22 protein-coding genes are annotated in these 24,302 nt (G+C 73.4%); 11 read left to right on the top strand and 11 right to left on the bottom strand.

Annotated features, from left to right (window positions below):
- Positions 1 to 108: 108 nt before the first annotated feature.
- The 3 genes from ACFU97_RS37900 to lanKC all read right to left on the bottom strand — a co-directional run bounded on the left by ACFU97_RS37900 (position 109) and on the right by lanKC (position 4,681).
- Positions 109 to 1,818, bottom strand: a complete 1,710-nt coding sequence (locus tag ACFU97_RS37900; protein ID WP_384265595.1) for an ABC transporter transmembrane domain-containing protein — start codon at positions 1,816 to 1,818, stop codon at positions 109 to 111.
- Between the two features lie 104 nt (positions 1,819 to 1,922).
- A complete protein-coding gene (locus tag ACFU97_RS37895) occupies positions 1,923 to 2,039 on the bottom strand; it encodes a SapB/AmfS family lanthipeptide (protein WP_384265593.1) in 117 nt (38 codons plus the stop codon).
- A 56-nt stretch (positions 2,040 to 2,095) separates the two neighbouring features.
- On the bottom strand, positions 2,096 to 4,681 hold the full coding sequence (lanKC, locus tag ACFU97_RS37890) for a class III lanthionine synthetase LanKC (protein WP_384265591.1): 2,586 nt from the start codon (positions 4,679 to 4,681) through the stop codon (positions 2,096 to 2,098).
- A 147-nt stretch (positions 4,682 to 4,828) separates the two neighbouring features.
- Between lanKC and ACFU97_RS37885 the strand changes: the two genes are divergently transcribed.
- Positions 4,829 to 7,318 (top strand): SpoIIE family protein phosphatase, encoded by a 2,490-nt coding sequence (locus ACFU97_RS37885; RefSeq protein ID WP_384265683.1) that lies wholly within the window; start codon positions 4,829 to 4,831, stop codon positions 7,316 to 7,318.
- Here the strand turns inward: ACFU97_RS37885 and ACFU97_RS37880 are convergent.
- Entirely contained in the window at positions 7,305 to 7,760 is a 456-nt protein-coding gene (locus ACFU97_RS37880; RefSeq protein WP_384265588.1) for a MarR family winged helix-turn-helix transcriptional regulator, read from the bottom strand. The two genes, ACFU97_RS37885 and ACFU97_RS37880, sit on opposite strands and share 14 nt — an antisense overlap.
- 171 nt (positions 7,761 to 7,931) lie before the next feature.
- On the opposite strand from ACFU97_RS37880, the gene ACFU97_RS37875 reads away from it, so the two are divergent.
- From ACFU97_RS37875 to ACFU97_RS37850, 6 genes are all read left to right on the top strand, one after another.
- Positions 7,932 to 8,894 carry an alpha/beta hydrolase gene (locus tag ACFU97_RS37875; RefSeq protein WP_384265585.1) on the top strand — a complete coding sequence of 321 codons (963 nt, stop codon included), beginning with the start codon at positions 7,932 to 7,934 and terminating at the stop codon, positions 8,892 to 8,894.
- A 169-nt stretch (positions 8,895 to 9,063) separates the two neighbouring features.
- The gene (locus tag ACFU97_RS37870; RefSeq protein WP_384265583.1) at positions 9,064 to 9,243 is read left to right on the top strand and encodes a hypothetical protein; all 180 of its coding nucleotides are present in this window, start codon (positions 9,064 to 9,066) and stop codon (positions 9,241 to 9,243) included.
- Positions 9,244 to 9,340: 97 nt separating this feature from the next.
- The gene (locus tag ACFU97_RS37865; RefSeq protein ID WP_384265581.1) at positions 9,341 to 10,408 is read left to right on the top strand and encodes a glucose-1-phosphate thymidylyltransferase; all 1,068 of its coding nucleotides are present in this window, start codon (positions 9,341 to 9,343) and stop codon (positions 10,406 to 10,408) included.
- Positions 10,405 to 11,373, top strand: coding sequence for a dTDP-glucose 4,6-dehydratase (gene rfbB / locus ACFU97_RS37860; RefSeq protein ID WP_384265578.1), 969 nt, complete (start codon positions 10,405 to 10,407; stop codon positions 11,371 to 11,373). Before ACFU97_RS37865 ends, rfbB begins: the two co-directional genes overlap by 4 nt.
- Positions 11,370 to 12,251: a dTDP-4-dehydrorhamnose reductase gene (rfbD, locus tag ACFU97_RS37855; RefSeq protein ID WP_384265576.1), complete on the top strand. Its 882-nt coding sequence runs from the start codon at positions 11,370 to 11,372 to the stop codon at positions 12,249 to 12,251. Before rfbB ends, rfbD begins: the two co-directional genes overlap by 4 nt.
- Positions 12,238 to 13,041 carry a class I SAM-dependent methyltransferase gene (locus ACFU97_RS37850; RefSeq protein ID WP_384265573.1) on the top strand — a complete coding sequence of 268 codons (804 nt, stop codon included), beginning with the start codon at positions 12,238 to 12,240 and terminating at the stop codon, positions 13,039 to 13,041. Before rfbD ends, ACFU97_RS37850 begins: the two co-directional genes overlap by 14 nt.
- Here the strand turns inward: ACFU97_RS37850 and rfbC are convergent.
- The 4 genes from rfbC to ACFU97_RS37830 form a co-directional block, all read right to left on the bottom strand.
- Positions 13,031 to 13,636, bottom strand: coding sequence for a dTDP-4-dehydrorhamnose 3,5-epimerase (rfbC, locus tag ACFU97_RS37845; protein ID WP_384265570.1), 606 nt, complete (start codon positions 13,634 to 13,636; stop codon positions 13,031 to 13,033). The two genes, ACFU97_RS37850 and rfbC, sit on opposite strands and share 11 nt — an antisense overlap.
- Before the next feature lie 4 nt (positions 13,637 to 13,640).
- Positions 13,641 to 15,596: a glycosyltransferase family 2 protein gene (locus tag ACFU97_RS37840; RefSeq protein ID WP_384265569.1), complete on the bottom strand. Its 1,956-nt coding sequence runs from the start codon at positions 15,594 to 15,596 to the stop codon at positions 13,641 to 13,643.
- Between the two features lie 114 nt (positions 15,597 to 15,710).
- Positions 15,711 to 16,295 carry a hydrolase gene (locus ACFU97_RS37835; protein ID WP_384265566.1) on the bottom strand — a complete coding sequence of 195 codons (585 nt, stop codon included), beginning with the start codon at positions 16,293 to 16,295 and terminating at the stop codon, positions 15,711 to 15,713.
- A gap of 93 nt (positions 16,296 to 16,388) precedes the next feature.
- Positions 16,389 to 16,850, bottom strand: coding sequence for a MarR family winged helix-turn-helix transcriptional regulator (locus tag ACFU97_RS37830; RefSeq protein ID WP_384265564.1), 462 nt, complete (start codon positions 16,848 to 16,850; stop codon positions 16,389 to 16,391).
- Between the two features lie 193 nt (positions 16,851 to 17,043).
- Here ACFU97_RS37830 and ACFU97_RS37825 point away from each other — a divergent pair, with 193 nt between their 5' ends.
- From ACFU97_RS37825 to ACFU97_RS37810, 4 genes are all read left to right on the top strand, one after another.
- Positions 17,044 to 17,856 (top strand): SAM-dependent methyltransferase, encoded by an 813-nt coding sequence (locus ACFU97_RS37825; protein WP_384265562.1) that lies wholly within the window; start codon positions 17,044 to 17,046, stop codon positions 17,854 to 17,856.
- A 77-nt stretch (positions 17,857 to 17,933) separates the two neighbouring features.
- Entirely contained in the window at positions 17,934 to 18,434 is a 501-nt protein-coding gene (locus tag ACFU97_RS37820) for a metallophosphoesterase family protein (protein WP_384265559.1), read from the top strand.
- 104 nt (positions 18,435 to 18,538) lie between these two features.
- Positions 18,539 to 19,969 (top strand): MFS transporter, encoded by a 1,431-nt coding sequence (locus ACFU97_RS37815; RefSeq protein ID WP_384265557.1) that lies wholly within the window; start codon positions 18,539 to 18,541, stop codon positions 19,967 to 19,969.
- Positions 19,970 to 20,188: 219 nt separating this feature from the next.
- The gene (locus tag ACFU97_RS37810; protein WP_384265554.1) at positions 20,189 to 21,103 is read left to right on the top strand and encodes an aminoglycoside phosphotransferase family protein; all 915 of its coding nucleotides are present in this window, start codon (positions 20,189 to 20,191) and stop codon (positions 21,101 to 21,103) included.
- A gap of 161 nt (positions 21,104 to 21,264) precedes the next feature.
- On the opposite strand, the gene ACFU97_RS37805 is transcribed toward ACFU97_RS37810, so the two are convergent.
- Genes ACFU97_RS37805 through ACFU97_RS37795 form a run of 3 tightly spaced genes read right to left on the bottom strand, consistent with a single transcriptional unit; the run spans position 21,265 to position 24,281 of the window.
- The gene (locus ACFU97_RS37805; RefSeq protein WP_384265552.1) at positions 21,265 to 21,984 is read right to left on the bottom strand and encodes an SRPBCC family protein; all 720 of its coding nucleotides are present in this window, start codon (positions 21,982 to 21,984) and stop codon (positions 21,265 to 21,267) included.
- Between the two features lie 13 nt (positions 21,985 to 21,997).
- Positions 21,998 to 23,107, bottom strand: a complete 1,110-nt coding sequence (locus ACFU97_RS37800) for an XdhC family protein (RefSeq protein WP_384265549.1) — start codon at positions 23,105 to 23,107, stop codon at positions 21,998 to 22,000.
- Positions 23,100 to 24,281: a VWA domain-containing protein gene (locus ACFU97_RS37795; protein WP_384265681.1), complete on the bottom strand. Its 1,182-nt coding sequence runs from the start codon at positions 24,279 to 24,281 to the stop codon at positions 23,100 to 23,102. Before ACFU97_RS37795 ends, ACFU97_RS37800 begins: the two co-directional genes overlap by 8 nt.
- Between the last annotated feature and the right edge of the window lie 21 nt (positions 24,282 to 24,302).

The following is a 24,302-nucleotide window of genomic DNA, read 5'->3' as shown; positions in this document are numbered from 1 at the left end:
GCACGGACCAGCCGCCGAGCCGGAGGAGGACCCCGCGGCGGGCCCCCAGGAAGCGCAGGCCGCGGGCACGAAGCCCGTCGCGGCCCGGCTGCCGCCGCGGCCCGCCGGTCATGCCGCACCACCGTCCCCGAACACCGCCCGGTAGCCGGCCAGCCGCCACAGTCGCGCGTGCGTGCCCACCGCCCGCACCCGTCCGCCGTCCAGCCACGCGACCGCGTCCGCCCGGGCCGCCGTGGCCGCCCGGTGCGCGACGAGCAGGCGGGTGCCGTGGGTGCCGTGGGCCAGCAGGGCGTCCGTGATCTGCGCCTCCGTCACCGTGTCGAGGCTGGAGAGGGCGTCGTCGAGGATGAGCAGGCGGCCGCCGTGCGCGAACGCGCGCGCGAGGCCCAGGCGTTGGGACTCGCCGCCGGAACGCGGGGCGTCGGCGCACCTGGTGGCGTAGCCGTTTGGCAGGCGCCGAACGAAGTCGTCCGCGCACGCGAGCCGGGTCGCCTCACGGACGGCCGCGGGGGAGAGGGGGCGCGGGCCGAGGGCGATCGCGTCCTCGACGGTCGTGCCGAGCAGGGCGGGACGCTCGAAGGCGTGGCCGACGGCCCGGCGCAGTTCGGCGTGGCTCAGGTCGCGCAGGGGGACGCCGTCCAGCAGGATCTCGCCCGCGTCCGGGTCGGCCAGCCGGCCGGCGAGCGCGGCGAGCAGCGACTTGCCCGTGCCGGAGCGGCCGACCAGGGCCAGCGTGGTGCCGCCGGGGACGACGAGGTCGACGCCGTCGAGCACGGTGCGGCCGCCGCGCCGGGCCGTCACGCCGCGCAGTTCCAGGCGCCCCGGGCCCGGCAGAAGCCGGCGGTCGCCGTAGGCGGTGGCCGGCTCCGAGAGGACCTCGTCGAGCCTTCCGGCGGCCGCCCGGGCCCGGGCGAGGGTCGCGAACTGGCCGACCAGCACGCCGATTCCGGTCGCCAGGACCGCGTACCGGGACGCCGCCAGGACCTCGCCGACCGACAGCCGGTGCCGGGCGAGGAGCAGTCCGGCCACGGCGACGATGCCGAGCTGGAGCAGCGGCGCCACCGTGCTGGCCTGCGCCGCGGCCCGTCCCTGCACCCGCCACATGCGGCATCCCGCGCGTGACAGGTCCGGCAGCGGCCGCAGGATCCGTGCCGCCTCCCGGCGGGCACGGCCCGCCGCCTCGATGGTGCGGTGACCGGCGACCGCCTCCGTGAGCGCGCTCGCGATCCTGCCCTGCACCCGCTGGTAGTCGGCCACGCAGCGGGTCGTGTCCCGGGCGAGGCCGCGCAGCAGGAGGGTCAGCACGGGTGCACCGGCCAGGAACACGGCCGCCAGCCACGGGTCGATCAGCCCGAGCGCGACCACGCCGCCCACCGGACCGGCGAACGCGGCGAACAGCAGGGCGCGGGCGGCCGGCGCCGTGCCCGCCTGGGACGCGTTGCCGACGAACCGCGCGACCAGGTCACCGGGCCCGAAACGGGCCGCCGCGCGCGGGCCGACGGCCAGCACATGGCCCGTCAGCCGCCGCCGCAGCCAGGCCGTCGTGCGCGCGTCGACGGTGCCGCCGAGCACGGTCTCGCCCGCGTCGAGCAGCACGGTCAGAAGGACGAGGCCGGCACAGCACAGCACCCAGCGGGTCGCGGGGGAGTGGGCCAGCAGCAGGTCGAGGGTGCGGCCGAGCGCGGCCGGCAGGAGCAGGCCGGCGCCGGTGGAGGCCGCACCCACCAGGCACAGGGCCGCACTTCGGGCCCCGCCGAAGCGGGGGGCCGACTGCGGCGGCGTGGCGGCATCCGCGGCAGGCGTCGTCATGGTCGTCATACGGCCGCTGCCTCGCATCCGGGTCGCAGGGGTGCCCGCAGGGCCCCGGGCGGCCCGTCCCTCGCGGGAGCGGACCGCCCGGAGCCTTGGGTGCGCGGTCTCCGTCAGACGCAGAGGATGACGCTCGCCGCGCTGACACAGGAGAGCAGGCTGACGGTGCTGGCGCCGCCGCCGCCGGTGTGCTCGTCGGATTCCATCGTCTGCAGGTCGAGGAGTGCCATGGTGGTGTCCTTCCTAGGGTGTCCATCCGTGGGGACGGGGTTGGGTCACGACTCCGTCAGGTCGCGGAGCCGAGTCGTGGGAGCCGCCGCAGGGGCGGCAGGAACGGCAGGTGCGCGCTGCCCTCGCAGGCCGCGTCGAGCGCGAGCAGACAGCCGGCCGTGCCGGTGGCGAGGTCCATGGAGAGCCGCATCATCTGGTGTCCGGGAAAGGCCAGTCGGCCTTCGTAGGCCATCGCGAACCAGCCGAGCCCGTCGATCTGCTCGGCGAGCCGCCGCGCGGTCGCGTCCGGATGGGTGGTGCGGCCGAGGTGCAGGATCAGTCCGGCGCGGCCCTGGAACAGACCGGGCTGGGCGTAGAAGCGGGAGGTGGCGGCGGTGAGGATGCCGGCGCGCGCCTTGTCGAACTCCGCGTCGTCGGTGCGCTCGAGGAAGTCGTCGAGGACCATGCCCAGTCCGGCGCTGCCGTCGCCGAGGTAGGGCAGCGTGCGCCAGCCCTCGTCGATCTCCAGGCCGCCGCCGCCCGGCTGCACGACGCAGCACTCGAGGTCCCGGCTCAGCGCCTCGCGGGCCGCCGCCAACAGCCGCTCCTCACCGGTGCGTTCGTACTGCCGCAGCAGGAACAGCGCGGGACCGGCCGCTCCTCGCAGCAGCCCGGCCCGCCGCCTGCGCTTCTCGGGGCGCGGCTCGTCCAGCCGCCGTACGAGGAGATCCGCGGCCTCGGCCGCCCTCTCGCGCAGCTCCGACTCGCCCGTGCCGGTGGCCAGTTCGCCGAGGACCAGGCCCAGTCCGGCCAGACCGCCCTGGAGGTCGGAGGAGAGGCTCTGCCACTTCTCCGAGAGGACGATTTCGATCAGGTCCAGGGCCGGCTGCCGGTGGCCGAGCCGGTCGAGCACGTGGGCCACGCCCGCGAGTCCGTCGTACAGGCCGAGCGGTGTGCCGGCCGGCGGTGGGTCCGCGTGGGCCAGCAGCCAGCGCTCGCCCTCCTCGTAGCGCTCGGCCCCGCTCTCGGCCAGCGCGTACAGCACACCGGCCGCGCCGTACGCGAGCCCGAGGCCGCCGCCGTCGGAGAACTGGGCGATGTCGCCCGGGAAGAGCCGGTCGTCGCGCTCCGGGGTGGCCGAGGCGAGGATCGCCCTGACCATCGAGTCGCGGCTGTGCGGCCGGTCGGCGGGCCGCACGTACGCGGGGGCGCCCGGTCCCGGTCCCCGGGTGATCTCGGCGACCGCCTCGTCCAGGAACTGGCGCGGCACGTCCGGGAACTGCTCCGCGATCACCTCGGCCAGATGGGCCGCCTTGGCCCGGTCGACCACGAACAGGGTGGTGACGGGCAGGAACAGTGCGAGCCGCAGGCAGGCGAGCGCGTAGCGGTCGACGGCGGTGCCGGTGCGGTCGGGCGGGGCGAAGAAGCCCGGGTGGGCGACGACTTGGCGGCCGTTGTCGGTGACCGGGGCCGCCGCCTCGAAGTCGAGCAGGAAGACCGACTCCTCGTCCGGGGCGACCATGATGTTGAAGACGTGCAGGTCGTTGAAGACGATGCCCCGTGCGTGCACCGCCTCCACCGCACGCTCGACCGCCCCGTGGATGCGCACCGCCCACCGGGTGTACTCCGCCACGGCGTCCGGGTCCGGGTCCGGCGTGAGCAGCGGATGGCGTTCCGCGAAGAAGGAGTTGAGCGTGCGACCCTCGACGAAGTCCATGACCAGGAAGCGGTGGTCGCCGAGGACGAACCAGTCCCGCACCTCCGGCACCACACCGGTCCCCGCCACCCGCTCCAGCGCCTGCTTCTCGCGCTCCAGCCGGGCGATCGCGTCCGCGCCGTCGGCGGCCAGCCCCGCGTGCGGCCGGCCCTCCTTGAGGACGACCTTGCGCCCGTCGCGGGTGTCGGTGCCCGCGTACACGCCGCCGCCGTTGGAGAAGTGCAGTGCCTTCTCGATGCGGTACGGCAGGTCGCCCACCGTCGTGGTGTTGCGTGCCGCCAACTGCGGTGCGAGGAAGGCGGGGAGCGTCACCCACTCCGGCACCTGGAAGGACGGCGCGCGCCGGTCCGGCACCAGCCGGCCCTCGCCGTCGCGCACCGCAGGCACGAGCGAGCCCCGCTCGTCGACGGTGAAGGTGCGGGCGAAGGCGCCGTAGCGGACGTAGAGCGGACCGTCGTTCCAGCGCAGGTCGGTGAGGATGTACGGGCCCGCCAACCCGTCCAGCAGCGTGCCGAGTTCACGCAGCACCTGGTGGAGCCGGTCCTCGTCGGCCGGGTAGACGGTGACGAACTTGCCGCTGGTGTCGCGGCCCGCGTACTTGGCGTTGCGCAGATGCAGCAGATGCGGGGCCGGTACGAACTTGAACGGGATGCGGCGCGGTACGCAGTAGTCCCACACGGCCGCGGCGATGCGCTCCGCGTCGTGCCGCGTGGCCGAGGCGTGGACCTTCCAGCCCTGGGCCGGACCCGGCTCCGGGTTCCCGTCCGCGCCGAGCGGCTGCAGCATCAGCCAGTCGCCGGTCCGCGCCGAGGCCCAGCCCTCCGGCACCGGGCGGCGCGCGGTGGCGAACCAGGGCGCGTCCTGCCGCCCGGCCGTGCCGAGCCGGTCCGGCGTCTCGTAGAAGTGTCTGTCGGCGAGCGCGTACACCTCGTACCGCTTGTCCATACGTCCCCCTCCGTGGTCCGGCATCGAGATTTCCAGCCGGGCGGTGGGGCGGGACAGTCACGGGTGTCACCAGAACACCGTGCGATACGCATGCGTCAACTCATGTTCGGCGGGTTTCGACCGGGCGAGTCCGGCAAGCCGCACGGAATGCGCACAGGGGCTGCGCACGCGTCGCATACGCGCTGTAATACGGACGTGGTCAGTGAGGGCGCTGAGGGACGCAGATCTGGAACGCTGCGTGCCGAAGATGCCCTGAAAGCGCTCACCTCCGGTCCGGCTTCACCCGATCGGGTGCGCCGTGTCCTGGAACAGGCGCTCGTCTTCGCCTCGGCGGCCTTCGTCGCCGTGTACGCGCCGGGGGAGGACGCCGACCTGCTGTGTCTCGGCGAGTCGGCGGGTGTGCCGAGGACACTGTTCGGCCTGCGGGAGACCTATCCCCGGGCCGGCAACTCCCCCGTGGCCGAGACCCATCGCTCCGGCAGCCCGGTCTCGCTCGGTCCCGAGGAGGCGGGCGCCGGCGCGCAGGCGCGGGACTTCTTCCTCACGGTGCTGCCCGTGCCCGGGGACGGCGACGGCGGCCGCGCCTGTCTGCTGGCCGTCAGCGAGCGGCCCGACGGCTTCGGCACCGAGGACCGCAAGTGCCTGGAGCTGATCGCCGACGCCGTCGGCTGCCCGGCCCCGGCCCGGCCCCCCGAGAGCGGCGAGCTGCCGGCCAACGCGTTCAGCCTGGCCATGGACAGCGGCCGGGTGGCGGTCGGCGACGACATCCTGGAGCTGTTCGCCCTCACCCGCGCCGAGTTCGACGGCAAGGTGGAGACCCTGCTGGGCCTCACCGTGCCCGAGGACCTGCCCGCGCTGATGTCCGTGGTCGAGGCCGACCACCTGGCCCTTGGCGACCGCGACCTGGAGTTCCGGGTGCTGCAGCCCTCCGGCCCGCCGTTGTGGCTGCGGCTGCGCGGCCGTCTGGTGCCCGGCGGCGACGGGCAGCCCGCCCGGCTGGAGGGCACGGTCGCGGACGCCTCCAAACTGCGCTCCGACGTCACGGACGTGGCCCGCGTGCAGCGCCTCGCGGCCATGCTCGCCACCGCGGGCACGGTCCGCGACGTCAGCCAGGCCGTGGTCGCCGCCCTGCGCAAGCCGCTGCAGGCCGACCGGATCGCGCTGGCCGAACTGGAGGGCGACCGGCTCGTCGTGACGGTCCTCGACCCGCCCGAACCGGAGTCCTGGCCCGAGCTGTGGCGCCTGGAGTGGCGCTCGGAGTGGCCCGACGCGCCCGTGCGCGCCATGCCCACCCTCGCCGCCGCGCTACGTGAGGGGCGCGCCCACATCTGGCCCGCGGGCACGCCCCTGGAACCCGCGCTCGCCGACGTCGGCCCCGGCGGACTGGCCGTCCTGCCGCTGCCCGCCGGCAACCGCATGGCAGGCGCCTGCCTGATCGGCTGGGACACCCCGCACGACTTCGGCCCCGACGAACGCGCCCTGCTCACCGCCTCCGCCGGGCTCGCGGGCCAGGCCCTGATGCGGGCCCACGCCTTCGACGCCGAGCACGAGCTCGTCGGCATGCTCCAGCGCCAGCTGCTGCCGCGCCGGCTGCCCAAGCTGCCCGGCGCGGTCGCCGTCGCCCGCTACCTGCCCACCACGGCGGGGCTGGAGGTCGGCGGCGACTGGTACGACGTCATCCCGCTGCCCGACAACCACGTCGCCCTCGTCATCGGCGACGTCCAGGGCCACAGCGCGGCGGCCGCGACCCTCATGGGCCAGATGCGCACGGCACTGCGCGCCTACGCCGTGGAGGGCCACCCGCCGGACGTGGTCGTCTCGCACGCCAACCGGCTCCTGGTGGACCTGGAGACCGACCTCTTCGCCACCTGCTGCTACGTCGACGTGGACATGGAGGAGGGCTCCGCCTGGTACGTGCGCGCCGGGCACCTGCCGCCCGTGCTGCGCCACCCGGATGGCAGCACCCACATGCCCGACGCCGAGGGCGGACCGCCGCTCGGCGTGGTCGCGCAGGCCGACTTCCCCATCAGCGTGCTGCGGCTGCAGCCCGGCACCGTGGTCGCGCTCACCACCGACGGCCTCGTCGAGTCCGCCGGTGCCGACATCGACGACGGCCTCGAGCGCCTCGCCCACGAACTGTCCCAGGCCGACCCTTCCCGCCTCGGCCAGGTCGCCGACGCCCTGCTCGGCAACGCCCACCGCAGCGACGACGTCGCCCTGCTCCTGCTGCGCTACGACGGCATGGCGCTGCGCCCGCAGCGCGAGAGCTGGACGGTGTGGCGCGTCCCCGAGGCGGTCGGGCACACCCGCCGCTTCACCCGGCGCACTTTGCGCGCCTGGGGCGTGTCCCGGGACGACGCCGACGCCGTGCTCCTCATCGTCTCCGAGCTCGTCACCAACGCCCTGGTGCACACCGACGGCCAGGTCCGCCTCGATCTCACGCTGCTGGACAACCGGGTGCGCGTCTCGGTCGCGGACTCCTCGCCCCGTACGCCCGTCAAGCCGACCAGCATCGGCTGGGAGGCCACCGGCGGCCGCGGCATCCTCCTGGTGGAGGCCATGTCGGACACCTGGGGGACGGTGCCGGTCAGCGGCGGCAAGCAGGTGTGGGCCGAGGTCCCGCTCAGCGCGGCGTGACGTTGGCCGTGATGAGCCGCAGGAGCTGCTTGGCCAGGGCGTCCTGTTCAGGCGTCAGGCCCATGGCGTCGCCGATGGCGAGGGGGACGGCGGCCGCCCTCTCCCGCAGCCGCGACCCGGCCCCGGTGAGCCGGATGGCGACCGAACGCTCGTCGTCCGTACGGCGTTCGCGGCGCAGCAGCCCGTTCGCCTCCAGCCGCTTCAGCAGCGGGGACAGGGTGCTGGACTCCAGCTGGAGCGAGGCGCCCAGCTCCCGTACGGAGATCGAGTCCTGTTCCCAGAGCACGAGCATGACCAGGTACTGCGGGTAGGTCAGGCCGAGTTCGTCCAGGAGCGGGCGATAGCGCGCGGTGACGGCGCGGGAGGCGGCGTACAGGGCGAAGCAGAGCTGGTCGTCGAGGAGCAGCGACCCCTCGCTCGGTTCCGCTGCGGCTGGGCTCACGGCGTGGCTCCCGGTTGGAGTGCAGTTCACGGCGATCACACCCTATCGTTCAGGTCTGTCCGATTGTATCGAGCACAAACTGATACTGCCCTGATTAGTTGCGCACGACTTAATCGCGGGCTACTGTTCGAGGTGTGCCGCAGAGCGCGGCACCACGTCCCAGGAGGCGCCATGTCCACCGCACCCCGCCCCGTTCTCGAGGCCGCCGCCCAGGCCTTCGCCGAGGCCACCGCGAACCCGCCGTACCTCTTCGACCTCGGCCCCGTCGAGGGCCGCAAGGCCGTCGACGAGGTGCAGTCCGGCGAGATCGCCAAGCCCGCGGTCGACGAGGAGTGGATCACCGTGGCCGGCGGCCCCACCGGCCAGGTCCGGGCCCGCATCGTCCGCCCGGCCGGCGCCGCCGGCACCCTCCCGGTGATCGTCTACATCCACGGCGCGGGCTGGGTCTTCGGCAACGCCCACACGCACGACCGGCTGGTGCGCGAACTCGCCGTCGGCACCGGTGCCGCGGTGGTCTTCCCCGAGTACGACCTCTCGCCCGAGGCGCGCTACCCGGTCGCCATCGAGCAGAACTACGCCGTCGCGAAGTGGGTCGTCGAGCAGGGCGCCGCGAAGAACCTGGACGCCTCCCGCATCGCGGTGGCCGGCGACTCGGTCGGCGGCAACATGACCGCCGCCCTGACCCTGATGGCCAAGCAGCGCGGGGACGTGCGGCTGGTCCAGCAGGTGCTCTTCTACCCGGTGACCGACGCGAACTTCGACACGCCCTCCTACCACCAGTTCGCCGAGGGCTACTTCCTGCGCCGCGACGCCATGCAGTGGTTCTGGGACCAGTACACGACCGACGAGGCGGACCGCGCCCAGATCACCGCCTCCCCGCTGCGTGCCACGACCGAGCAGCTCACCGGTCTGCCGCCGGCCCTCGTCATCACCGGCGAGGCCGACGTCCTGCGCGACGAGGGCGAGGCGTACGCGAACAAGCTGCGCGAGGCCGGCGTCCCGGTCACCGCGGTCCGCTACCAGGGCGCCATCCACGACTTCGTGATGCTCGACGCCCTGCGGGAGACCCGCGCCGCCGAGGGCGCCATCGCCCAGGCCGTCGCCGTTCTGCGCGCGGCCCTCGGCGCGGCCTGAACGTCCCGCGCCCCGCGGCGAACTCCACCGCGCCGTACGGCGGATGCACGCGCGTCCGCCGTACGGCGCCGTCGTGCGCCCCCGGGCCGCACCGGGAGGACGGGGTTTCGGCCGGCCGGCGCTGGGGACCCGAGGCCCGGGCACCGATGTGGGAAGAGGATGAGTCAACGTGACCGCGCAGACCTCTGTGAAGCTCGTGATACGCCGGCCCGAGTCCGGCTGGTCGAAGGCGCGGCGCCGGAGGGGCGAGGGCGTCGTGCGGACCTGCATCCCGGCCGTCCCCGAGGGCGACGCGACCCGGACGGACCAGTACGGCCAGGAAGGAAACATCGTGCGGGGCGAGGACTGAACCCGCTGCCTGACGGGCCGGCGGGGCGGCACGGTCCTTACCAAGATGCCACCTTGTAAACGCTCGCCTTACCGTGATCGACGCTAGGGTGAAGCAGATGAAGGCTCTCGTGCTGTCCGGCGGTGCCGGTACCCGATTGAGGCCGATCACGCACACATCGGCCAAGCAACTAGTCCCCGTGGCCAACAAGGCCGTGCTCTTCTACGGACTGGAATCCATCGCGGAGGCCGGCATCACCGAGGTCGGTGTCATCGTGGGTGACACCGCCGAGGAGATTCAGGAATCTGTCGGTGACGGATCGAAGTTCGGCCTGGAGATCACCTACATCCCACAGGAGCGGCCCCTCGGGCTGGCCCACGCGGTACTGATCGCGCGGGACTGGCTGGGCGACGACGACTTCGTCATGTATCTCGGCGACAACTTCATCGTCGGCGGCATCAGCCCCCTCGTCGACGAGTTCCGCCGCAACCGGCCCGACGCCCAGATCCTGCTCACCAAGGTGGCCGACCCGCGCGCCTTCGGCGTCGCGGAGCTCGACGCCGAGGGCCAGGTCGTCGGCCTGGAGGAGAAGCCCAAGGAGCCCAAGAGCGACCTCGCCCTGGTCGGCGTCTACCTGTTCACGCCCCGCATCCACGACGCGGTGCGCGCCATCCGGCCGTCGTGGCGCGGCGAGCTGGAGATCACGCACGCCATCCAGCAGCTGATCGACGACCACGCCGACGTGCGCTGCACCGTCATCAAGGGCTACTGGAAGGACACCGGCAACGTCGTCGACATGCTGGAGGTCAACCGCACGGTCCTGGAGACCCTCGACCGCCGTATCGACGGCGAGGTCGACGACGACTCCGAGGCGATCGGGCGCGTGGTCGTGGAGGAGGGCGCGCGCATCGTGCGCTCACGCATCGTCGGACCGGTCGTGATCGGCGCGGGCACGGTGGTGGAGGACTCCTACATCGGCCCGTTCACCTCCGTCGCGGAGAACTGCCGGATCACCGACAGCGAGCTCGAGTTCTCCATCGTGCTGCGCGACTCCTCCATCCTCGGAGTGGGCCGGATCGAGAACTCCCTGATCGGCCGGCACGCCGAGGTGACCCCCGCCCCCAATGTGCCCAGCGCCCACCGCCTCGTGCTCGGAGACCACAGCAAGGTGCAGATCCACACATGAACCTCCTCGTCACCGGCGCCGCCGGATTCATCGGCTCCTGCTACGTCCGCACCCTGCTGGCCTCCGGAGCACCCGAGGGACTGCGGATCACCGTGCTGGACAAGCTCACCTACGCCGGGAACCTCGACAACCTCGATCTCGATCACCCCCAACTCCAGTTCGTCCAGGGCGACATCCGCGACGCCGAACTCGTCGACAAGCTCATGGGCGAGGCGGACCAGGTGGTGCACTTCGCCGCCGAGTCCCATGTGGACCGCTCCATCGCCGGCGCGACCGACTTCGTGCTGACCAACGTGGTGGGCACCCAGATCCTGCTGGACGCGGCCCTGCGCCACCGGGTGGGCCCCTTCGTGCACATCTCCACCGACGAGGTCTACGGCTCCATCGAGTCGGGCTCCTGGCCGGAGGAGCACCCGCTGAGCCCCAACTCGCCGTACTCCGCGTCCAAGGCGTCCTCCGACCTGCTCGCCCTGGCCTACCACCGCACCCACGGCCTGGACGTGCGCGTGACCCGCTGCTCCAACAACTACGGGCCGCACCAGTACCCCGAGAAGGTCATCCCGCTCTTCGTCAGCAACCTCCTCGACGGCAAGAAGGTCCCGCTCTACGGCGAGGGCCTCAACGTCCGCGACTGGCTGCACGTCGAGGACCACTGCCAGGGCATCGAACTCGTGCGCACCAAGGGCCGGCCGGGGGAGGTGTACAACGTCGGCGGCGGCACCGAGCTGAGCAACAAGGAGCTCACCGGCCTGCTGCTGGAGGCCTGCGGGGCCGGCTGGGACCGCGTGGAGCACGTCGCGGACCGCAAGGGCCACGACCTGCGCTACTCGGTCGACTGGAGCAAGGCCCGCGACGAGCTGGGCTACCACCCGCGCCACGACTTCACCACCGGCCTCGCCGACACCGTCGCCTGGTATCGGGACAACCGCGCCTGGTGGGAGCCCCTGAAGGGGCGGTCGGCATGAGGTGGCTGGTTGCCGGAGCCGGCGGCATGCTCGGCCGGGACACGGTCGACGAGCTGGCCCGGCGCGGCGAGGACGTGGTGGCCCTCGACCGCGCCGCCCTGGACATCACCCGACAGGCGGCCGTCGACGCGGTGCTGGCCGAACACCGCCCCGACCTGGTGGTCAACTGCGCCGCGTACACGGCGGTGGACGACGCCGAGACCGATGAGGAGCGGGCCCTGCTGATCAACGGCGACGGGCCCCGCAACCTCGCGCGCGCCTGCGCGGCGCACGGCGCCCGCATGATCCACGTCTCCACCGACTACGTCTTCGCGGGCGACGCCACCACCCCGTACGCGGAGGACGAACCCACCGCGCCGCGCACCGCCTACGGCCGCACCAAGCTCGCCGGCGAGCAGGCCGTGGCCAAGGAGCTGCCCACATCGAGCGCAATCGTGCGAACCGCTTGGCTCTACGGGGTCCACGGGCGTAGTTTCGTCCGCACGATGATCGACCTGGAGTCACGCCGCGACACCCTCGACGTCGTCGAAGACCAGCGCGGACAACCCACCTGGAGCGCGGACGTCGCCGCACGCCTCGCCGACCTGGGCCCGCACCTGGGCCGCGGCGTGCGCGGTGTCTTCCATGCCACCTGCTCCGGCGAGGCCAGCTGGTACGAGCTGGCCCGCGAGGTCTTCAGGGGCCTGGGCGCCGATCCCGAACGGGTGCGGCCCGTGGGCAGCGAGGCATTCGTCAGGCCCGCGCCCCGGCCCGCGTACAGCGCCCTGGCCCACGGCCGCTGGCAGGAGCTCGGTCTGCCGCCTCTGCGCGACTGGCAGGCCGCCCTGCACGAAGCTCTTCCACTGATCCGCAAGGAGTCCCTTCGTGAAACGCCATGAGTTCCTGCGGGAACTGCACAAGGTCACCGCAAACCGCAACTACCTGGAGATCGGGGTCAACGACGGCCGCAGCCTGACGCTGTCGCGCGTCCCCAGCATCGCGGTCGACCCCGCGTTCAAGGTGGTCACGGAGATCAAGTGCGACGTCCACCTGGTGAAGGCGACCAGTGACGACTTCTTCGCCCGCGACAACCCGCTGCAGTACCTGCGCGGCGGCCGGCACCCGCTGCGCAACCTGCGCCGGGGCCGCAGCCCCCTCGGGTACTGGCGGCGCACCACGCTCGACCTGGCGTTCATCGACGGCATGCACCTGTTCGAGTTCGCGCTGCGGGACTTCATGAACATCGAGAAGCACTCCGACTGGTCGAGCGTGATCGTCTTCGACGACATGCTGCCGCGCAGCGTCGACGAGGCGGCCCGCGACCGGCACACCACGGCCTGGACCGGCGACGTCTACAAGGTCATCGAGATCCTGACCCGCTACCGGCCCGACCTCGAACTGGTCCTGGTCGACACCCAGCCCACCGGCCAGCTCGTCATCTTCGGCGCGGACCCCAAGAGCACCGTGCTGAAGGACAAGTACGACGAGATCATGGCCGAGTTCGAGGTGCCCGACCCGCAGAAGGTCCCCGAGGCGGTCCTGGAGCGCGTGAAGGCGGTCAAGCCGGAGACGCTGATGGGTGCCGACTTCTGGCGGCCCCTGGTCCGCGCCCGCAACCGCGGCCTGAGCCGGGCCCGCGGCTGGAAGGCGCTGAGCTCGGCCCTTGAGCCCTACGCGGTCAGTCGCTGACCTCGCCGCGCAGCTTCGCGTAGTAGGCGGTGCAGGCCTCGTACGACGGCAGCAGTCCGTCCCGCTGCGCCTCGGCCAGTGTCGGGGCCTCGGCGTCCTTCGGGGACAGCAGCGGGCGGATGCCCTCGGGCCAGGTGATCCCCAGCTCCGGGTCCAGGGCATGCACACAGCGCTCACGCTCGGGCGCGTAGCCCTCCGAGGTCAGATACACCACGGTGGCGTCGTCGGTCAGCGCCATGAAGGCGTGCCCGAGCCCCTCCGCGATGAACAGTGCGTGGCGGTTGCCGTCGTCGAGGCGCACTGCCTCCCACTGCGCGAAGGTGGGCGAGCCGACGCGCAGGTCGACCACGACGTCGAGGATCGCGCCGCGCACGCAGGTCACGTACTTGGCCTGCCCGGGCGGCACGTCGGCGAAGTGCAGGCCGCGCACCACGCCCCAGCGGGAGACCGAGCAGTTGGCCTGCCGCAGCGTCAGGTCGTACCCGGTGGCCTCGCGGAACTCCGTGCCGCGGTACCACTCGTGGAAGCTGCCCCGCTCGTCCGGGAAGACCTTGGGCTCGAGCGCCCAGGCACCGTCCATCCCCAGTGATCGCACGCTGTCACGCCTTTCCGGCTCGGGTCTTGGGTTCGGTGCGCCGGCCGAGTACCACGGCGAGCCTGCGCCGCACCCTGCGGGCCAGCCGGCGCAGGGGCGAGGGCTGCGGAGCTCGTGCCACCTTCACTGTGTGGGAGTCCGCGCGCAGGGCGAGCGGCAGCGGCAGGAAGCGCGGCTCGCTGGCGTCGGGCGCGGCGCACAGCGCGGTCCGCCAGGTCGCACCGCTGAGGTCGGCGACCGGCAGGTCGGCCTCCAGCACGGCCCCGTCCCCGGCCGGGGAGAGCGTGCCGGACGTCTCGACCGACCGGGCGGGCGAGGTGAGCCGCACCAGCACCGCCGTGCCCGCCGGCACGTGCAGCGGCAGCGGCGCGCGCAGCCGGTTCCCCGACAGCTCCACTGCGTCGGGGGAGAGCCCGCTCAGTCCCAGCCGCTTGCTCGCGCGGTCGACGTCCAGGGAGAGATGGCCGTACTGGTCGGTCCAGTACGGCAGGACCACGTGCCCGCCCACGACGGCGGCGCAGGTGGCGGCGCGGGCCTTGCGCGGGCCCGGTCCGATGCGGGCCTCCTTGCTCCAACCGCCCACCCTGGCACGGGCGTAGGTGTCCCACAGGCCGATGCGCAGTGGCGCCCCTTCCACCGCGCGGGCGGGGTCGAAGGCGACCGTCGCGCGCAGCACCAGGCGGACGCGCCCGCTGTCCTCGACGGGCACGATCTCGCGGGTGACCTCGACCGGCTGGAAGTACTGGGCGGCGCTGGAGCGTTCGCGCATCAGCAGGTCGAGGGTCGCGTGCCCGAACTGGGCGACGGTGTCGGTGCCCACCCAGGCGATCGCCTCCTCGGTGCTCTTGGGCGGGCCGTCCAGCGGGGTGGGGACCCCGCTGCCGGGGAACGTCAACGGCGTTCCGCCGGAGGTGAGTTCGGCGGTGTAGTCGAAGTGGAGCCGGCCGTCACGCCACTGGAGCGTGCCGGGCCGGGCGCTCAGCCTGAGCCCCGCCTCCCACTCGGCGAAGGCCACCAGGTCGTCGTAGCGGCAGGCGCTGATCAGGGATGCCACGACCTGCTGCGTGGCGGGCAGTCCGGCGGCGACGGCGGGGCCGAAGCGCTCGGTGACGACGTGGTGGATCTCCTCGAACTGCTTGCGCCGGTAGTCGTCGGGCATGGCGAGCAGACGCTTGGCGCGCATCCGCTCGACCATCTCGACGCGCAGCCAGCGCCGGTAGAGGCCGTCGCGCACCGGGCCCGGCTCGGTGTACCGCTCGACGACGTCGAGCGCCTCCCGCAGGTTCTTGAAGTACCCGGCGGGGTCGAAGCGTTGGAAGCCCGCGTTGGCGGAGTCGTCGCGGCGCACGTGGTAGTAGCAGACGTAGTCGCCGATGACGCAGACGTTGGCCGCGCGCAGATAGGCCTCCACCACGAAGACGTGGTCCTCGAGCCGCCTTCTGCCCTCGGGGAAGCGCAGGCCGATCTCGTCGAGGAAGGCCCGGCGGAACATCTTGTGCGGGGTGAGGCTGTCGATGAGCGGGGCGTCCTCGACGCTCGCGCGCGGCCGGTTGCGGCGGAACAGCTCCACCGGCACCTGACGGCCCTGGCCGGCCATCTTGCCGACGACCACGTCGGCGCCGTTGGCCACGCCGTAGTCGTACATGCGCTCCAGGGCCTCGTCGCCGAGGTGGTCGTCGTTGTCGACGAACATCACGAACTCGCCCTGGGCGGCGTCGATTCCGACGTTGCGGGGCTTGCCCGACCAGCCGGAGTTCTCCTGGTGGATCACCTTGACCCGGGGCTCGTCCGCGGCGAGGGCGTCGAGCCGGGCCGGGGTCTCGTCGGTGGAGCCGTCGTCGACGAAGATCACTTCGTACGTGTCGGACGGGAGGGACTGCCTGAGCAGAGAGTCGATGCAGTCCTCGATGTAGCGTCCCGGGTTGTAGACCGGGACGATGACGCTGACCTTTACCGGCATCGTGCTCCGGGCCCCCTCGGGTCGCTCGCCGTGTGTAGATGCGGGTGGCCAGATGCTATCTCCGCCGGGGGCTTCGTCCCACTCCGGGGCCTTCGCCGCGTCTTGGCGGGTCGGTCAGGAGTGCGTCCCGGCGAGCAGTTCCAGGATCTCGGCCGTGGTGCCCCGCTCGCCCAGGCGCGGGAAGATCCGCTCGACGCTGTTGCGGTGGGCATCGGGGTCCAGGTCGGTCATCGCGTCGGTGGCCAGCGTGACGTGGTAGCCGTGCTCGTGCGCGGCGCGGGCGGTGGACTCCACGCCGATGCTGGTGGCGACGCCCGTCAGGACGATCTGCGTGACACCGCGGCGGCGCAGCTGGACGTCGAGATCGGTGCCGTGGAAGGCACCCCAGTTGCGCTTGGTGACGGTGATGTCGCCGGGGTGACCGGCGAGTTCGCCGACGATGACGTCCCAGCCGTCGGGGCGGGTGCCGCCCGGGCGGGACGCCTCGCTGCGGCCCGGGACGGCGTCCGCGCCGTCCTCGGCGAAGGAGACCCGCACCAGGACAACGGGCAGGTCACGGGCGCGGAAGGCGTCGGCGAGCTCGGCCGACCGTGTGACGACCTCGGTGGTGGTGTACGGCTGCGCGGGCGCGGCCACTATGCCGCGCTGGAGGTCGATCACGACGAGGGCCGTGCGCGGGTCGAGGGCGGTGACGGTCATGGGGCAGGCCTTTCGAGGGGTACGAGTGCGCTGGTCGAGGGGAGCGAGCGTGCTCGGTGGAGGGTGGGGCCACGGACGGCCGGGGGAGGGCGGTCAGGGCCGGGTGAGCCGCTCCAGCAGCGTCAGCCCCTCCAGGACCCGCTGCCGCTCGTCCTCCGTGAAGCGGTCCTGGAGGGCGCGGGCCAGCCACTCCTCGCGCGCCTGCCGGTCGCCCTCGACCCGTTGCCTGCCCGCGTCGGTCAGCGTGACGAGCTGGCGGCGGCCGTCGTCCGGGTCGGGACTGCGCCGGATCAGCCCGTGCCGGTCGAGCGCGCCGAGCGTGGTGGCCATCGACTGCGGCCGTACGCCCTCGGCGACGGCCAGCGCGCTCGCGGTCGCGGCGCCGTGCTTGGCGATCAGGGTGAGGGCGGAGACCTGGGGTGGTGTCAGCTCCTCGCTCTCGGCGACCTCCCTGATGCGGCGGCGCAGCCGGCTGAACACGACCCGCAGGTCGCGCGCCGCACGGGCGGCGGAGTCGGAGATGCCTTCGGCGGGGCCGGCGCCCTGTTCGTTCATGACCCCACGGTAAAACCGTAAGATGAAACTGTCCAGTTAAGCCTGAACAGTTTGACCTGTAGATCCCTCCCCTCCACATCCTCTCCCGCCCCCCTGTCGATCCCCTGTGAGTCCCTTCAACTTGGCTTGTTCTCCTGCCTGTTGGACTACCGTGGGCCGCGACGGCGTACGGCGGCGACGGGAGCGGGCCTTGGTGAACGAGCACCCGACGGGCGGCATCGCGCCGATCGACTCCTCCGTGGCGCACCCGGCGCGCGTCTACAACGCCTGGCTGGGCGGACGGGACAACTACGTCGCCGACCAGGAGGCGGCCGAGCTGGCCGCGACGGCCAACCCGCAGATCGTGCCCGCCGTCCGGGCCAACCGGGCCTTCCTGGGACGCGCCGTGCGCGAGCTGACCGCGAAGGCCGGGATACGCCAGTTCCTCGACATCGGCACCGGCATCCCGGCGGCGGACAACACCCACGAGGTGGCCCAGCGGCTCGACCCCGGCGCGCGGGTGGTCTACGTCGACAACGACCCGGTCGTCCTCGCCCACGCGCGGGCGCTGCTGATCGGCACCCCGGAAGGCGCGACGGACTACCTCCAGGCCGACGTGCGCGACGTGGACGGAATCCTGGCCTCCGCGCAGGAGACCCTGGACCTGTCGCGACCGGTGGGGCTCATGCTGGTCGCGATCCTGCAGTACGTGCCCGACGCCGACGACCCCCACGCCCTCGCCCGACGCCTCCTCGACGCGCTCGCACCCGGCAGCCACCTCGTCCTGTCCCACCCCGCCGCGGACATCGGCGCCGAGGCAGTCGCCGCGTCGATGCGCGTCTACAACGAGCGGGCCGCCGACCACGCCGGCGCGACACCGCGCACACGCGCCGAGGTCGTCCGCTTCTTCGACGGCGCGCAACTGCTCGATCCGGGCGTCGTCGAACTCCCCGACTGGCGCCCGGGACCCGAGGACACGCCCGCGCCGGGTCTGCCCATGTGGTGCGGGGCAGGCCGCAAGCCCTGACCGGACAACGCGGCCCGGCGGCGCACCGGACGGCTCCGCTCCGCTCGCGGCGCGGACATCCTGCCTAGGCTGCCGTAGTGCGCCTTCTGCTGACGACCGACACCCACCTGCCCAAGCGCGCCAAGGAACTGCCCGCCGGGCTCCTGGCCGAACTCCCGCGCGCGGACGTCGTGTTCCACGCCGGGGACTGGGTCGACACCGACACCCTCGACCTGCTGGAGGCCCGCTGCCGCAGACTCGTCGGCGTCCACGGCAACAACGACGGCCCGGCGCTCAGGGCCCGGCTGCCCGAGGTGGCGTACGCCGAACTCGGCGGCCTGCGCTTCGGATGCGTGCACGAGACGGGCGCCGCCCAGGGCCGCGAGGCGCGCTGCGCCGCCCGGTTCCCGGATCTCGACGTCCTGGTCTTCGGGCACAGCCACATCCCGTGGGACACCACCGCCCCGGGCGGTCTGCGGCTGCTCAACCCCGGTTCCCCGACGGACCGCCGCCGGCAGCCCCACTGCACGTACATGACCGCCACGGTGGCCGGCGGCCTGCTCACGGACGTGGAACTGCACCGGCTGCCCCGCAGGTAGCCGCCCGTTTCGGGGTTCCGGAGCGGGGGGACCCGGCAGTGGTGCCCGCACGTCGCCGTCCGGTGTGCGGCGGCGCTGTCAGACCCGCCTGTTACCAAGGAACCATGACTGGATCGCCGTCAACGCTTCTGCGGCGCGCAGTGAACCCGGTACGGCACGAGGGCTCGCCGCGCACCGTCCTGCTCGTCATGTGCACCGGGTACTTCCTGGTGCTGCTCGACGTCACCATCGTCAACGTCGCCCTGCCCGACATCGGTTCGGGCCTGGGCACCGGCGTCGGCGGCCTGCAGTGGGTCGTGGACGGGTACGCGCTGGCGCTGGCCGCGCTGATGCTGACCAGCGGGACGGCCGGCGACCTCTACGGGCATCGCAGAGTGGTGCTCGCCGGACTCGTCGTCTTCGGCGCGGGCTCCCTCGCCTGCGGACTCGCGCCGGACGTCCCCCTACTCGCCGCCGCCCGCGTCGTCCAGGGCGTGGGTGCGGCGCTGCTCCTTCCGGGCACGCTGGCGATCATCAGCCGCGCGTTCCCGGACGACGCCGGGCGGGCCCGTGCCATCGGCGTCTGGGCCGGCGTCGGCAGCCTCGCCCTGCCCGCGGGTCCGCTGCTCGGCGGCGCACTCGTCGAGGCCCTCGGCTGGCGCGCGATCTTCCTGGTGAACGTGCCGATCGTGCTGGTGGCCCTGATGTGGGCCGCGGCGATCGTGCGCGAGAGCAGGGACGAGCACACCCGGCGGCTCGACGTGCCCGGACTGCTGCTCGCCAGTGTGCTGCTGCTCGCGACGACGTACGCCTTCATCGAGGGCGGCCGCGCGGGCGCCACCGCACCGCAGGTGCTCACGGCCGCCGTGGTCGCGGTCCTCGCCGTGCCCGCGCTGATCGTGGCCGAACTGCGCCGCGGGGACGACGCGATGCTGCCCGTGTCCCTGCTGCGCCGACCGGTCTTCGGCACGGCGAACGGGGCGGCCGGGATCATGAACCTGGGCACCCTCGGCACGCTGTTCGTGCTGATGCTGTTCCTGCAGTCGGTCCAGGGCCGCTCGGCGCTGCTCGCGGGCGCGGCGGTGATACCGCTGTTCGCACCGCTCGCGGTCCTCGCACCCCTCGGCGGGCGCATCACCAGCCGGATCGGGGCCCGTCTGCCCGCCGTCGCGGGGCTGGTCATGGGCGCCGCGGGGCTCGCGCTCCTGGTCCTGGCCGAACCGCACTCGCCGTATCCGGTGCTGCTGCCCGCCTTCCTGCTGTGGGGCGCGGGCATGGGCCTGCTGACTCCGGCCGTGGTGGCCGCCGCCATCGGGTCCGTCCCCGCCGAGCGCGCGGGACTCGCCTCCGCGACGAACAACACCGCACGTCAGACCGGCGGGGCGATAGGCATCGCGGTGGCGGGCGCGGTCGCCGGCGAGCCCGGCGACGGGGCACGTTTCGTACGGGGATTCCACGCGGTGGCGCTGGGAGCCGCGGGGCTGTACGCGGCCGCCGCGGTGCTCGCGCTGGTCATCCTGCCCGGCGTGCTGTTCCCGGGTGGCGGCGAGAGGTGATCCGGACGCGGCGCCTCAACAGGATCCGGGCCGCTTCAGGCGAAAGGAAGCGGCCCGGGCGCTGCGAGTGTGCGCTGTCACGGACCTCCTTCCCGCAGAAGGTGCTGTGTGTGCGTGGAGGCGCTGTCGCCTCCGTTAGGCGCCGACTACCCCGCTTCCTCCGGCTCACACCTGAAAATTCGGTGGATCTGAAGCCGTCGTCCCGGTGAACTGGACCGCGTGCTGATCGACGAATCGCTCGTACGCCGTCTGCTCGCCACCCAGTTCCCGCAATGGGCCCATCTCCCGGTCGCCCCGGTGCCGCAGTCCGGCATGGACAACGCCACCTTCCGGCTCGGCGAGGACCTGTCCGTGCGTCTGCCGCGCTATGCGCACTGGGCCGGGCAGGTGGAGCGCGAGCACCGCTGGCTGCCCCGTCTGGCACCGCAGCTGCCGCTGCCCGTCTCCCAGCCGGTGGCCAAGGGCGAGCCCGGCGAGGGCTATCCGTACCCCTGGTCCGTCTACCGGTGGCTGGACGGAACGACGATGACCCCCGGCGACCTGGCGGACCCGGTCGCCACCGCCCTCGACCTCGCCGGATTCCTCACCGCGCTCCAAGCCGCCGACGCCACCGGCGGGCCCGGCCCGCAGCAGAGCAACGCCTTCCGGGGCGTGCCCCTCGGCGACCCCCGCGACTCCATCGCTGTCGAGGCACGGGTGCGGCCCAAGATCGAGGCGCTGAAGGGGACCGGCCTGGTCGACACCGACGCGGTCACCGAGGTCTGGGAGGCGGCGCTCGCGGCGCCCGCCTGGCACAGGCCGCCCGTGTGGATCCACGGCGACCTCGACGCGGGCAACTTCCTGACCCGGGACGGCAGACTCAGCGCCGTCATCGACTTCGGCACGCTGGCCGTGGCCGACCCCGCCGTGGACCTGGTCCCGGCCTGGAAGGTGCTGCCCGCGCGAGCCCGGGACGTCTTCCGCGAGCGGGTCGGCGCGGACGACGCGACCTGGGCGCGGGGCCGCGGCTGGGCGCTCGCCGGCTCGCTGCCGGTGCCGGACGACCCCTACTTCCGGGACCACCCGGCGCGGATCACCGGCGCACTGCACCACCTGGAGCAGATCATCGCCGATCACCGGGGGACCGGCTCCTGACGCGTCGGCCCACCGGCGTCAGTGCCGTCGCCTGCGCCGCAGTCCCAGGGCCACCACCGCCACCACGGGAACCGCTGGCGCTCGGGGCCGCACTGCACCACCTGGAGCAGATCATCGCCGATCACCGGGGGACCGGCTCCTGACGCGTCGGCCCACCGGCGTCAGTGCCGTCGCCTGCGCCGTAGCCCCAGGGCCACCACCGCCACCACGAGAACCGCCGCCGCTCCGACGGCTGCCCGTTTGGCCACCGGGAGTCCGGCCGTGCGGAGCAGGTCGATCGGCTCCGCCTCCGCGAGCGGTTGCCGGGCCGGCGCCCCCTTCGCGCCCTCGGCCGCCTTGCCGCCCAGTGCCGTCTTCGCGCCCTCCGCAGCCTTGGTGCCCTCGGTCGGCATCCCGCCCTCCACCGTCTGCCCGCCCTCCGCCGGCTCCTCCTTTGCGGGGGCGCCGATCCGCTGCGACAGGCAGTCGGCGAACTGGCCGATGATCCGGTCACCGACCTCCGCCATCACACCGCGCCCGAACTGCGCGGGCCGCCCGGTCACCGTCAGATCGGTCTGCACCGACACGGTCGTACCGCCGTCGCGCTCGGCCATCGTGGCGGTCACCCTGGCGCGTGCGGTGCCCTGGCCGCGGGTCTCCCGGCCGCTGGCGGTCAGCACCATGCGGTGCGCCGCCTCGTCCTGCTCGTCGAAGACGGCGGTGCCCTTGTAGGTGACGGTCACCGGACCCACCTTGACCTTCACCGAGCCGGTGACGGTCTTGCCGTCGTACTCCTGCACGGTCGCCCCGGGCATGCACGGCGCCACACGCTCGATGTCGAGGAGCGTTCCCCAGGCGTCGTCTACCGGGACGGGCACGGTGAACTCGTGGTGCAGTTCCATGACTTGCTGCCTCCTACGGGCGTTGCGTCGACGGATGGATGGCGCCACCGGTGGCGGTCAGCGGGGACCCGGTGCCGCCCCAGCGCAGCGAGACGATCTCCGCGGCGACGGACACGGCGACCTCCTCGGGCGTACGGGCGCCCAGGTCGAGACCGACCGGTGAGCGCAGCCGGGCCAGTTCGGCCTCGGTGAGGCCGGCCTCGACCAGGCGTTTCATGCGGTCGTCATGGGTACGCCGGCTGCCCATCGCCCCGATGTACGCGGCCGGCCTGCGCAGCGCCTCCTCCAGCAGCGGCACGTCGAACTTGGGGTCGTGGGTCAGCACGCAGATCACCGTGCGCTCGTCGGTGTAGGTGTTGCGGAGGTAGCGGTGCGGCCACTCGACGACCACCTCGACGGCGCCCGGGAAACGCTTGGGCGTGGCGAACACCGGCCGGGCGTCGCAGACCGTGACCCGGTAGCCGAGGAAGGTGCCGATGCGGGCGACCGCGGCCGCGTAGTCGATCGCCCCGAAGACCAGCATGCGCGGCGGTGGGGCGAAGGAGTGCAGGAAGACGGTGACCGCGTCCTCACGGCGCTCCCCGCGCGGGCCGTAGTGCCGCAACCCCGTGGCGCCGAGGGCGAGTTCGCCGCGCGCGTCGGCGGTGACCGCCACGTCCAGACCCTCCGCGCCCAGCGTGCCGGAGACCTTGTCCGGCCACACGGCGAGGGTGGCCCCGATCGGCGCGGGCCCGTCCGTCACCGTCGCCACGGTCACCGGCCGGCCCGCCTCGACGGACTCCGCGACCTCCGTGAAACCCGGATCGGTCGCCGCCGTGACCGGCCGGATCAGCAGCGTGATCTCACCGCCGCAGGTGAGGCCGACGGCGAAGGCGTCCTCGTCGCTGTACCCGAAGGTCTCCAGCCGCGCCTCGCCGCTCTCCACGACCTCCTTGGCGAGCTCGAACACCGCACCCTCGACGCAGCCGCCCGACACGCTCCCCACCACCTCGTCGCCGGGCCCCACCGCCATGGCCGCGCCGGGGTCGCGCGGTGCGCTGCGGCTGACGGTGACGACCGTGGCGAGGCCGAAGGGGGCTCCCGCCGTGTACCACCGGCCGAGGGCCGGGAGGATGTCACGCACGATCGGCTCCTTCCGTACGGGCCCGTTCGGCCCCGCGTACCACCGCTGCCAGTTGCTCCAGCGCCGCCAGGCTGTGGCCCGGGACGAAGGCGTCCACGCTCGGCAGCGCCGCCGCCATCCCGGCGGCCAGCGGCGCGTAACCCGGCCGCGCCTTGAGGGGATTGGCCCAGATCACCCGGTGCGCCAGCCGTTGCAGGCGGCGCATCTGCGCCCCGAGCAGCTCCGGGTCGCCGCGCTCCCAGCCGTCGGACAGCAGCACCACGACCGCACCGCGCGCCATGCCCCGCTGCCCCCAGAGATTGAGGAACTCCCGCAGCAGCTCCCCGAGCCGGGTACCGCCGCGCCAGTCGGGCACCGCCGCCGCGAGGGCCGTCATCGCCAGGTCCGGGTCGCGATGCGAGAGTTCGCGGGTCACCCGGGTCAGCCGGGTGCCGATCGTGAAGACCTCCGTACGGCTGCCGCGGACGGCCGCGTGCGCGAAGCGCAGCAGCGCGTCCGCGTACGGCGCCATCGAGCCGCTGACGTCCACGAGCAGCACGACCCGCCGCGGCCGGTCGGCCCGGGTGTGCCGGCGCAGCCGCGCGGGCTCCCCGCCGCGCCGCAGCAACTCGCGTACGGTGCGGTGCGGATCGACGTCCCCGCGCCGGGCCGGCCGCCGGCGCGCGGTGCGCCGCGCCTCGCCGCGCAGGGCGAACGCGGCCAGCAGACGCCGCAGTTGCTCCCGTTCGGCGGAGTTCAGCTCGGCGACATCACGGTGGCGCAGCACCTCGGAGGCGCTGGCGAGCGCGGCCGCGGGCGGCGCCTGCGGGTCCTCCTCCCGGTGGGCCGGGCCGCCCGCCGGGCTCTCCCGCAGGACCAGCCGCAGCCGTGGTGGGGGAGTGCCGGGCGCCGTCCGCCCGGCCGGCGGCCTGTCCCCGAAGTAGGCGGCGAACACCCGCTCGTAGCGCTCCAGGTCGTCCCGCCCGCCGCACAGCGTGAGGCGCCCCGCCCAGTACACGTCGGCCCGCATGCCGGGCCGCAGTTCGTCCACCGCGCGCAGGAAGGCGTGCACCCGCTCGGCGCTCGCGTCGACACCGGCGGCCCGCAGGGCGCGCGCGAAGCCGAGCAGGACGGCGTCGGCGTGCCCGCAGTCCGGACCGAGCCGGTCGCCGCCCTCCCCGGCCTCGGCGTCCACCCACCCCGTGCCATGCGCCAC

Origin of the sequence: Streptomyces sp. NPDC057616 (assembly GCF_042800575.1) — a bacterium.
GTDB lineage: Bacteria > Actinomycetota > Actinomycetes > Streptomycetales > Streptomycetaceae > Streptomyces.
Note: the sequence above shows the minus strand (reverse complement) of the source record. Positions and strands in the feature narration are given on the sequence as shown.

Coding starts and splice junctions, on each gene's coding strand:
- ACFU97_RS37900 (WP_384265595.1), bottom strand. CDS start 1,818: ATGACGACCATGACGACGCCTGCCGCGGATGCCGCCACGCCGCCGCAG.
- ACFU97_RS37895 (WP_384265593.1), bottom strand. CDS start 2,039: ATGGCACTCCTCGACCTGCAGACGATGGAATCCGACGAGCACACCGGC.
- lanKC (WP_384265591.1), bottom strand. CDS start 4,681: ATGGACAAGCGGTACGAGGTGTACGCGCTCGCCGACAGACACTTCTAC.
- ACFU97_RS37885 (WP_384265683.1), top strand. CDS start 4,829: ATGCGCACAGGGGCTGCGCACGCGTCGCATACGCGCTGTAATACGGAC.
- ACFU97_RS37875 (WP_384265585.1), top strand. CDS start 7,932: ATGTCCACCGCACCCCGCCCCGTTCTCGAGGCCGCCGCCCAGGCCTTC.
- ACFU97_RS37865 (WP_384265581.1), top strand. CDS start 9,341: ATGAAGGCTCTCGTGCTGTCCGGCGGTGCCGGTACCCGATTGAGGCCG.
- rfbB (WP_384265578.1), top strand. CDS start 10,405: ATGAACCTCCTCGTCACCGGCGCCGCCGGATTCATCGGCTCCTGCTAC.
- rfbD (WP_384265576.1), top strand. CDS start 11,370: ATGAGGTGGCTGGTTGCCGGAGCCGGCGGCATGCTCGGCCGGGACACG.
- ACFU97_RS37840 (WP_384265569.1), bottom strand. CDS start 15,596: ATGCCGGTAAAGGTCAGCGTCATCGTCCCGGTCTACAACCCGGGACGC.
- ACFU97_RS37835 (WP_384265566.1), bottom strand. CDS start 16,295: ATGACCGTCACCGCCCTCGACCCGCGCACGGCCCTCGTCGTGATCGAC.
- ACFU97_RS37830 (WP_384265564.1), bottom strand. CDS start 16,850: ATGAACGAACAGGGCGCCGGCCCCGCCGAAGGCATCTCCGACTCCGCC.
- ACFU97_RS37815 (WP_384265557.1), top strand. CDS start 18,539: ATGACTGGATCGCCGTCAACGCTTCTGCGGCGCGCAGTGAACCCGGTA.
- ACFU97_RS37805 (WP_384265552.1), bottom strand. CDS start 21,984: ATGGAACTGCACCACGAGTTCACCGTGCCCGTCCCGGTAGACGACGCC.